This is a genomic window from Acinetobacter stercoris, from assembly GCF_900323515.1.
Lineage (GTDB): Bacteria > Pseudomonadota > Gammaproteobacteria > Pseudomonadales > Moraxellaceae > Acinetobacter > Acinetobacter stercoris.
Map to the genome: position 1 here is coordinate 1 of NZ_OOGT01000155.1, position 9813 is coordinate 9813.

The following is a 9813-nucleotide window of genomic DNA, read 5'->3' on the forward strand; positions in this document are numbered from 1 at the left end:
GCAATTAGGTGAAAACTATAAAATATAAATTTTTAATGAATCTAATTTGTGATTGGGGGCAATATGGATGAAAAAGTTCAGAACTTAAAAGTAATGGTAATTGATGATTCTAAAACTATTCGTAGAACGGCTGAAACCTTATTGCAACGGGAGGGCTTTGAGGTTGTTACTGCTGTCGATGGTTTTGAAGCACTTTCCAAAATAGCAGAGTCAAATCCTGATATTATATTTGTAGATGTCATGATGCCACGTCTAGATGGGTATCAAACATGTGCATTAATCAAGAATTCACAGAGTTACCAACATATTCCAGTGATCATGTTATCAAGTAAGGATGGCTTGTTTGATCAGGCCAAAGGGCGTGTAGTTGGCTCGGATGAATACCTGACTAAACCCTTTAGCAAAGACGAATTACTTGGTGCTATACGGAATTTAGTTAAGACCTAACAGTAAACGGAGAGAAAATGGCTCGTATTCTTATTGTCGATGATTCACCAACCGAAATGTTCCGTTTTAAGGAAATTCTATCCAAACATGGGTTTGATGTGCTTGAAGCAAATAATGGTGCAGATGGTGTGACTCTGGCGCAGGCTGAACAACCAGATTTAATTTTGATGGATGTTGTCATGCCTGGAGTAAACGGGTTTCAGGCAACGAGACAGATTACACGTGCCGAAAAAACCAGACATATTCCTGTTGTTATCGTGAGTACCAAAGATCAGGACATTGACCGGGTATGGGGAAAACGGCAAGGTGCGACAGATTATTTAATAAAACCTGTTGATGAAACTCAATTAATACAAGTTATTCAGCAGAACTTGAATATGGAATAGCTTATGGCGGCAAAAGGGTTTATCGAGTTACTCCGATTATCTCAACGCGGAAAAAAAAACCTGATTGAACATAATGATGAAACTTACAGATGGTCAGGAATTGCATTTGAAATGATGGGGCAACTTTTTGTTGCACCTCTTGGGGAAGTATCAGAGGTAATTTTTCCTCCAAAATTTACCACAGTACCCAAAGTCCAGAACTGGATTAAAGGTATCGCCAATATTCGTGGAAGACTTTTGTCTATTGCGGATCTGGCTTGTTTTTTGACAGGACAAAATACTGCGAATACGGCAACACAAAAAATTATTTGTGTCAGTCATCATGAACACTATATGGGGTTAAGTGTAGAACGGGTTTTGGGTATCCAGCATTTCAATAAAAAAAGTTATTTCCTAGAAAACCCAGACCTCAATTCCAAAGTAAAACCATATTGCTCAGGTTATTTTCATCAGCATAATCAAATGTGGAATATATTCTTGTTCAGTCGCTTACTGAAAGATCCACATTATATGAATGTAACAGAAAAAAGATAAATATTTTGTGCATTGATCATCATTCAATGTATTGGGGAGAAAATGAATGGTCTCTAAACTTGACCAGACAAAGTTGAATGGATCTGGTAAAGATAATTCAGCAGGTAATTCAAATGAACACAGTGGTTTTTTTCATTTGCTTGGGGATAATGAACAATCAAAATCGCATATACGTATTGCAATTTTGAGCTTGGTTGTAGCTTTGGGAATATTGGTCTATATGCTTTATAGTGTTCCTAAACATAATACTTTGACCCGAAGTTTAGGTGAGTTGAAATTATTATCCCAGACTATTTCAAGGCAGGCGATTGAGGCTACATCTTCAGGATCAGATCAGGCTCTAAAAGAGTTAAATAGCTCAAAAGAGTCATTTTCAACACATTTAAAAGTCGTGCAAAACTCATTTTCAAAGCAGAAAGAGTTTAAGGATATAGAGCAATCGTGGTCAAAACTTTCTAAAGATATCAGTACAATTACTGCACAGCAAAAAGTTTTGAATCAGCTTTATGACACGAATATTGCTTTGAATGAAAGTGTGCCAAAAGTCCAGGCAGACTACAATTTATTAGTAGAGCAAATGGCAAAAGCAGATTATTCAAGTGATCAGATACTCATTGCTAAAAATCAGGTTTTTCTTGCTGAGCGTTTATTAAATGCATCAGAGTCTTTGTTAAATCCTGCAGTTAAATCTAAAGTAAATTCTCGAGACTTTAGTGCAGATACCGAAGCATTTGGCAGTTATTTAACTGCTCAGCTCAATGGAAATAGCAAGCTGAAAGTGGCACGTGTCGAACAAAAAAGCATGCGTGAAACATTACTGCATATCCAGTCTGGTTATGAAAAAGTACTTAAACCAGCATCCAGTATTATTCTAAAAAATACGAATGAAATTGTTCAAATTCAGCAGGCTACATCTGAAATTGCTGTTTTATCCAGTCATTTGTTGGTCAGTCTGAATCAACTCTCTGTAGGGGATGTGAGTGGAACAATTATCCCGGGATTATTGCTCATTGTTGCTCTGGCGTTATTTCTTTATCATATTTTTAAAATTTTGGTTTCTCGTGTTCAGGCTGATCAGATTAGAAATGAAGCCGATAAGAAAAATCTGTTGAAGTTAAAAAATGATAATGACCGTAAGCAAGAGGCAATTTTACGTTTACTGGATGAAATCGGTGATTTAGCTGATGGTGATTTAAGAACTTATGCAACGGTTTCTGAGGATGTAACAGGGGCTATTGCAGACTCAATTAACTTTGCTATTGAACAATTGAGAGAGTTGGTTTCACGAATTAATGAAACATCGCAAGAAGTATCCCGCTATTCTCAGGATACTCAGAATCTTACCAATCAGTTAGCTGATGCATCTGAACATCAAGCACAAGAGATTGCAGGAGCCTCAGTTGCAATTAATGAGATTGTAAATTCGATTGAGGATGTTTCATCAAATGCATCTGAGTCTGCAATGGTTGCACAACGTTCCGTAGAGCTTGCAGAAAACGGAGCAAATGTTGTGAATCGCTCGATTGCAGGTATGGATACTATTCGTGAACAGATTCAGGAAACAGCGAAAAGGATTAAACGCTTAGGAGAATCTTCTCAAGAAATCGGAAATATTGTTGCATTGATCAATGATATTGCTGATCAAACGAATATCCTTGCTTTAAATGCTGCTATTCAGGCTTCTACTGCTGGTGAGGCAGGTCGTGGTTTTGCTGTGGTCGCCGATGAAGTACAAAGGTTGGCAGAACGTTCTACATCTGCGACCAAACAGATTGAAACACTGGTTAAAACAATTCAGATGGATACCAATGAAGCTGTAATCTCTATGGAACTTACAACTACAGAGGTAGTTCGCGGTGCAAATCTCGCTAAAGATGCAGGATTGGCATTAGGTGAGATTCAAAACGTATCACATAATCTGGCGAAACTGATTGAAAGTATTTCTGATGCAACACAATTACAGTCTGCCTCAGCAGGACATATTGCTCATACCATGAAGGTTGTGCAGGAAATTACAGCACAAACCACGGGTGCTACTTTTGATACTGCTCGTTCCGTTTCTGAGTTGGCAAATTTAGCTGATTCTCTTAGACATTCTGTTTCAGATTTTAAATTGCCAGAATAAAACGGCACTCTTGGGGAAGCGATATTTTTATATCGCTTTGAGTGGAAGTATTTGAAGATATTGCGAGCTAGTTTTAACTAACTTGCAGCATACTTTTCATAGCTAAAAGTCTCATTGGGACAATAGTAGAAGCTGATGCCATGAAAGAAATATTAAAACAGTTAGTTGAAACGGTTTATTTGCCAGAAGATGTTTATTTAGAGCAAGATATTGAAATATTAGATATATTTATTGAAGAGTTTCATGATATTTGTGAACAGCTTAGGTTGCTTCTTGCAGATTGGAGCAGTAGCCCTGAACAAGAACAGCTGACTGTGGAGATTCGTAGGTTTTTTCATACCTTAAAAGGTTCTGGACGTATGGTTGGAGCCGAAAATTTGGCAGAACTTGCGTGGACTGTTGAAGATACATTGAACAAGGTTATATCTCAAAAAATAACTTTGACATCAGATCTTGTGCGTTATGTTCAGACGGTTTTTAATATTTATATATACAAGTATTATCCAGATTTTTATCTAAAGCGTAATCATTCACTTGATATTCGTCCTTTGATTTTATTGGGTCAGCAATTACAAAAGCAGCAAAAGCTGAATCAAGATTTAGCTGTTCTTTTAGAATTGTCTCTAACTCTAAATCATCAGGAAGCTTCTACTGGTTTAGAGTTAGATAACTTTGCAGATGATTTAAAGCCAGAAAGTATTCATAACAAAGGGGAGGACGTTCAGGTTACTAGTCAGAAAACCGATAAAACTTTATCCATATCAATGGATTCAGAAACTTTCTCAATTTTTATGGAGGAAGTTGAAGAGCATCGACAAACTATTCAGGACTTCTTGGTTTTGGAGACTCCTGAATTTGAACAATATAACCAATTGATTCGTGCCTTACATACACTGAAAGGTAGTTCAGGTATGGCGCATATAGATCATATATTTGATGCAAGTGCGAAAATAGAACAGGTCTTTAAGATATTTATTCATGAAGATATAGAAGACTGTAATAATGAAAAAACTTTACTAGAACATTTCTATTCCTTTTTAAATGATTATATTTTTATTTTGAAAACTGATGCATCAATGATAAGGCTTCAAAAAATATATGATAATTATATTGAAGCTTCAAATGATTATGATTTTAAAAATATATTAAGAGAGGATCAGTCTAACCAAGAAAATATAGTCATTGAACTCTTGGAATTAAATATTGATGATATATTAAATGTTGAATATGAGTGTGTAAATAAACTCAAATATCAAGGAAAAAATTATATTATTGAACTTTTGCAACAAGTTCAGAAAATAATATTAAAGTCAGATCAAAAAGCTACAAAGGGTTTATGTGATTTATGTCGAAATTTAGAAGGAATACATCAACAGCTGAATTCTTTATCTGAGTCTTTATTTCAGAAATTGGCAGATCACACTAAATTTTTGAATTTCTTTATAGAATCACATCAACTGTTAACCCAGTTCTTTGATCATCTTGCAGCAGGTCAGCGTGTATGTCTTACCCAAAATGATATAAAACCCATAAATGATTTAATAGAATTGATCGCACAGCTAAATACTGAGCAAACTCAGCTTGGTGAAATGGAAGCACCAAAGTCATTTGAAATAAATTATCATACTGATTTTTCTCGTCAAATTTCTACTGATAAAGCTAAAATATATTCTAGTGAAGCTATCCAGGATTTTGATAAAGATGTACTTGAAATCTTTATAGAGGAAGCTGATGAGCTTTTGATTAAGATTGAAAATGCATTTGGTCAGTGGAGTACTGAACTTGAAAATGTTCCAGTATTGACAGAGCTCATGCGTTATTTGCACACTCTAAAAGGCGGTGCAAATATGCTACAAGCTACAAATATCGGGCTGCTCGCACACCAGTTAGAAACAATTTATGAGCAGGCTATAAAACGACAAATCCCAATAAACCAAAATTTATCAGCAATCTTACGTATAGCCCAGGATGATGTTGCTGACCGTTTAGCATTACTGAAATCTGAACATAGAGACTATCCAGCAGCAGGGTTGTTACATGCGTTGCATGATGTCCATCGATATCTGGATCAAGCAGATGTTCAGTTAGAAGCTGGATTGCAAAATCCATTAAATATATTTACTAATGATCAACAGGAAAATGAGCAACAGGATTCACACGATTTATTACAACAGATGTACTGTGAAGAAGCTCAGGAATTAATTCAAAAAGCATTACGTTTGCTTAAACAGTGGTTTGAGCAAAGAGGAAATCATAGTTTATTGATTGAGCTACAACGTGCTGTACATACAATAAAAGGAGGGGCAAAACAGTTAGGTTTACAAGCTGTTGCAGAAGTGTCCTATCAGTTAGAAAGAACATTTGAACAGTACGCACTTTATCATTTTAATTCCAATGCAAATGATGTTCTCCTGGAAAATGTACTTTTATGGTTGAGAAATGCGATACAAAATAAAGTCTATGAACAGTCTGAGCAATTAAAATTACAACTCCAAAATATTGAATATGTCGATGTTTCTGCTCAATTGCCGAGCGATATTATTCGAAAAGATATCTCTCATGAAAGTGCCAGTCTGATTCATTTTGCTGAACATGAAATTGAGCCACCATCAATGTATGGTGCATGGGAACACCATGTTAAATCTGGTCAAAGTCAGGAGATGATACGGGTTTCAGCAAATCTGGTTGAAAAAATGATTGATTTGTCTGGTGAAAATTCGATTAGTCGGTCAAGGGTGGAATTGGATCTTCATCAATTACAATCGACTTTATCTGAAATGGAGTTAACAATTTTCCGTTTAGCTGATCAATTACGTCGTATGGAAGGAGAATTAGAGTCACAGATCCTTGCTAAGCATAATGACGAAGTTACGATATATCAGGATTTTGACCCTTTGGAAATGGATCAATACTCTTCATTGAATCAATTATCAAAATCTTTGGCAGAGTCTGCATCGGATTTGATTGATTTTAAAACGACACTGGTTGAAAAAATCAGAGATACTGAAAATTTACTGCTACAACAATCTCGTATCCAAAATGAAATGCAAGATGGTCTGATGCAAACACGATTGGTACCTTTTTCGAGGTTATTACCAAGATTACAACGCTTAGTTCGCCAAATTTCATCTTCACTGGACAGACCAGCAGAATTGATTGTGAATAATGTTGATGGTGAGTTTGACAGAAATATTCTAGAAAAATTAGTCGTGCCTTTTGAGCATATGCTTCGTAATGCTATTGATCACGGTATCGAAGATACTGATATCAGACTAGCTTTGGGTAAACCTGCTGTTGGACAGATTCATATTGATGTACAACGTTTGGGAACTGATTTAGTTGTTGTCTTTAGTGATGATGGTAAAGGAATTGATGTCCAAAAAATTAAAGCAAAAGCAATTAAAGAAAAGCTTATAAAGTCTTATCAAAAGCTTGATCATTCAGAAATTATGCAGCTTATTTTTAACTCAGGATTAAGTACTGCAAAATCATTGACCCAAATTTCAGGACGGGGTGTGGGACTTGATGTCGTCCAGACAGAGATTAAACGTCTGGGTGGACAGATTACCGTTGAATCCACACCAGAAAAGGGGACCCGTTTTATTATTCAGGTACCTACTGCTGTAGCAACAAGTGATGCATTAATGGTTCGGGTGGCAGATCAACAGTTTGCCATTCCTCTGCTACAAATTGATCGTATCGTCAGGGTATCACCTCAAGTTTTAGAGGAGTATTTTCACAAAGCTCAGGACTATATCCTGATTGAAGGACAAAAATATCGGTTGAGATATTTATCCGAATTTGTAGGGCATCAGGCTGTACCTAAACTTTCTGGTATCGGGCATTCATTGCCAGTATTACTTATTAAAAACAGTTTGGGACAAACTGTGGCACTTTTAGTTGATCAACTTATGGGCTCAAGTCATAAGATTGTTGTGAAATCAATAGGTCAGCAATTTGCCAAACATATTGCCATTTCTGGTGCAACCATTCTGGCAAATGGTCAGGTTTGTCTCATTCTTGATTGTCATGTCTTGGCGCGTCAGATTCAGACCATGCCTAGGTCCATTAAAACGACACAAGATACTTTACATGATAGAAATATTGACCAGCGTCCATTGATTATGATTGTTGATGATTCGGTGACAGTAAGAAAGGTCACTACACGTTTGTTAGAGCGTAATGGATTTGATGTCGTAACGGCTAAAGATGGTGTTGATGCTGTTGAGCAACTTGAGAATATCAAACCAGATTTAATGCTATTAGATATTGAGATGCCACGTATGGATGGATTTGAGGTGACTTCACATGTCCGTCATCATGAAATTCACGAGAATCTGCCGATTATCATGATTACTTCAAGAACGGGTGAAAAACATAGAGAGCGAGCATTTAGCTTAGGAGTTTCTCGCTATATGGGTAAACCATTCCAGGAGTCTGAATTGCTCAATAACATTGCAATGATGCTTACTGTTAAAAATTAGGTTGTTTTGTTATGAGTTTATATCGTTCTACACCAGAAAATGAAAAAAAAGACCAGTTCTTGGATCAGTCACTAACGGTTTCTACTGGGGTAATTGATGCTTATATTATTGAATGTTTTGATGGGGTAGCTATGCTGTTGCCACAAAATATTGTTTTATCAGCAATAGATTGTGAAACCGTGGAAAGTTATGTGACTTGGCATGAAGATCAGCTTCCTGTATATGCTGTAAATGATCCTCAAATTCAGCAGGGAATTGCATTAATTATTGAGGGTGAAGGTATAGCTCAGCGATTTGCAATCATGTGTACTTCAATGCCAAGGACTGTGCGTTTACGGATTTCGGAGTTGACTGACGATCATCGTGAAAATACGAACCCATTTGTTTATCAATATGTTGTATTTGAAAATCGGTTATTTTATATCCCGGATTTAAATGAGATTTTCAATAGTTTACAAAAAAAGGAGTCTATCTAGACTCCTTCAAACTGATAAAACTGTTGTGCTAAGCAAGAAGTTTGATCAGAATTTTTTCGTAAATTTCAGCTAAAGGTTCTAATTCAGCTACATTGACATGTTCATCGATTTGATGGATGGTTGCATTTAATACACCTAGTTCAAGTACTTGAGCGCCAGTTGGTGCGATAAACCGTCCATCAGAAGTTCCTCCGCTTGTAGAAAGCTCAGTTTCTACACCCGTTGTCTCATGTATAGCATCACGAGCTGCGTTTACAAGCTCTCCGACTGGAGTTAAAAATGGTAATCCAGAAAGTGTCCAATCAATTGTATAATTCAAATGATGTTTATCTAAAATTTCAAGAACACGGCTTTTTAAAATATCGGCTGTAACTTCTGTTGAGTACCTGAAATTAAAAGTAACCTCTAAAGTGCCAGGAATAACATTGGTTGCTCCTGTACCAGCATGAATATTTGATATCTGGAATGTTGTTGCTGGAAAGTATTCATTCCCATGATCCCACACAGTTTCGCAAAGTTCTGTAATCACTTGCGATGCTTCATGGATCGGATTTTTCGCCAAATGTGGATAAGCAACGTGACCTTGTTGTCCCTGAACTTTGAGTACACCATTAAGTGAACCACGGCGTCCGTTTTTGATGACATCTCCGAGCACCTTGGTACTTGAAGGCTCACCAACTAAACACCAGGTCATTTTCTCGTTACGCGCTTCTAATGTTTCAACAACCTTTACAGTTCCATTGATTGACGGACCTTCTTCATCTGACGTAATTAAAAAAGCGATTGAACCTTTATGATCGGGATATTTATTTACAAAGCGCTCAGATGCAACAACCATTGCAGCCAAAGCTGTCTTCATATCTGCACTACCACGACCATAAAGTTTGCCATCACGAATTTCAGGGAGAAAAGGATCTGAATTCCAGGCATCTAGATTACCTGTTGGTACAACGTCAGTATGTCCTGCAAAACAAAATACTGGAGATTGTGTACCGCGTCTTGCCCATAAATTATCTACGTCATCGAAGCGCATGTTCTCAATGTTAAAACCGATTTTGGAAAGACGATCAGCCATAATTGTTTGGCAATTATGATCAACAGGAGTTACGGACGGTTGGCGTAATAATTCTAGGCTAAGATCTAAAGTATCTGAATGAGTCATGGAAGTGAATAAGTAACTTGAATGTGTTTAGTATGATAATAGAAGTTGCTGTTGAAAAGCAGATATAAATAAAAAAACCTTATCAAAAGATAAGGCTTTTCTAGAAAATAGGATAAATTATAATTTATCTTGAGTTTTTTGCGCGCTATCACTTACAGCATTACCAGCTGAAGACACATCTTTGCCCACACCTTTGATT

Annotated in this window: 8 protein-coding genes; 6 read left to right on the forward strand and 2 right to left on the reverse strand. The window is 36.6% G+C overall.

The genetic code is table 11. The features are described from left to right. The first annotated feature begins 63 nt into the window (after window positions 1-63). The 6 genes from pilG (at window position 64) to KPC_RS14340 (ending at window position 8452) form a co-directional block, all read left to right on the forward strand. The gene (gene pilG / locus KPC_RS14315; RefSeq protein WP_121975036.1) at window positions 64-447 is read left to right on the forward strand and encodes a twitching motility response regulator PilG; all 384 of its coding nucleotides are present in this window, start codon (window positions 64-66) and stop codon (window positions 445-447) included. A 17-nt stretch (window positions 448-464) separates the two neighbouring features. Further along, complete coding sequence (locus tag KPC_RS14320; RefSeq protein ID WP_121975037.1) at window positions 465-833, forward strand: response regulator; 369 nt, start codon at window positions 465-467, stop codon at window positions 831-833. A 3-nt stretch (window positions 834-836) separates the two neighbouring features. After that, window positions 837-1367, forward strand: coding sequence for a chemotaxis protein CheW (locus tag KPC_RS14325; protein ID WP_121975038.1), 531 nt, complete (start codon window positions 837-839; stop codon window positions 1365-1367). Between the two features lie 46 nt (window positions 1368-1413). Continuing rightward, window positions 1414-3492, forward strand: a complete 2079-nt coding sequence (locus KPC_RS14330; protein WP_121975039.1) for a methyl-accepting chemotaxis protein — start codon at window positions 1414-1416, stop codon at window positions 3490-3492. Between the two features lie 140 nt (window positions 3493-3632). Then, complete coding sequence (locus KPC_RS14335; protein WP_121975040.1) at window positions 3633-7976, forward strand: Hpt domain-containing protein; 4344 nt, start codon at window positions 3633-3635, stop codon at window positions 7974-7976. An 11-nt stretch (window positions 7977-7987) separates the two neighbouring features. Continuing rightward, a complete protein-coding gene (locus KPC_RS14340; protein ID WP_121975041.1) occupies window positions 7988-8452 on the forward strand; it encodes a hypothetical protein in 465 nt (154 codons plus the stop codon). A 28-nt stretch (window positions 8453-8480) separates the two neighbouring features. Here KPC_RS14340 and dapE read toward each other — a convergent pair whose 3' ends face one another. Both dapE and KPC_RS14350 read right to left on the reverse strand, forming a co-directional pair. Continuing rightward, window positions 8481-9614 (reverse strand): succinyl-diaminopimelate desuccinylase, encoded by a 1134-nt coding sequence (dapE, locus tag KPC_RS14345; protein ID WP_121975042.1) that lies wholly within the window; start codon window positions 9612-9614, stop codon window positions 8481-8483. Window positions 9615-9731: 117 nt separating this feature from the next. Continuing rightward, window positions 9732-9813 (reverse strand): entericidin A/B family lipoprotein (locus tag KPC_RS14350; protein ID WP_121975043.1); only part of this gene is annotated, 82 nt, incomplete at its 5' end.

Excerpts from the sequence above, each read along its gene's own strand:
- pilG (WP_121975036.1), top strand. The coding sequence starts at position 64 with ATGGATGAAAAAGTTCAGAACTTAAAAGTAATGGTAATTGATGATTCT.
- KPC_RS14320 (WP_121975037.1), top strand. The coding sequence starts at position 465 with ATGGCTCGTATTCTTATTGTCGATGATTCACCAACCGAAATGTTCCGT.
- KPC_RS14325 (WP_121975038.1), top strand. The coding sequence starts at position 837 with ATGGCGGCAAAAGGGTTTATCGAGTTACTCCGATTATCTCAACGCGGA.
- KPC_RS14330 (WP_121975039.1), top strand. The coding sequence starts at position 1,414 with ATGGTCTCTAAACTTGACCAGACAAAGTTGAATGGATCTGGTAAAGAT.
- KPC_RS14335 (WP_121975040.1), top strand. The coding sequence starts at position 3,633 with ATGAAAGAAATATTAAAACAGTTAGTTGAAACGGTTTATTTGCCAGAA.
- KPC_RS14340 (WP_121975041.1), top strand. The coding sequence starts at position 7,988 with ATGAGTTTATATCGTTCTACACCAGAAAATGAAAAAAAAGACCAGTTC.
- dapE (WP_121975042.1), bottom strand. The coding sequence starts at position 9,614 with ATGACTCATTCAGATACTTTAGATCTTAGCCTAGAATTATTACGCCAA.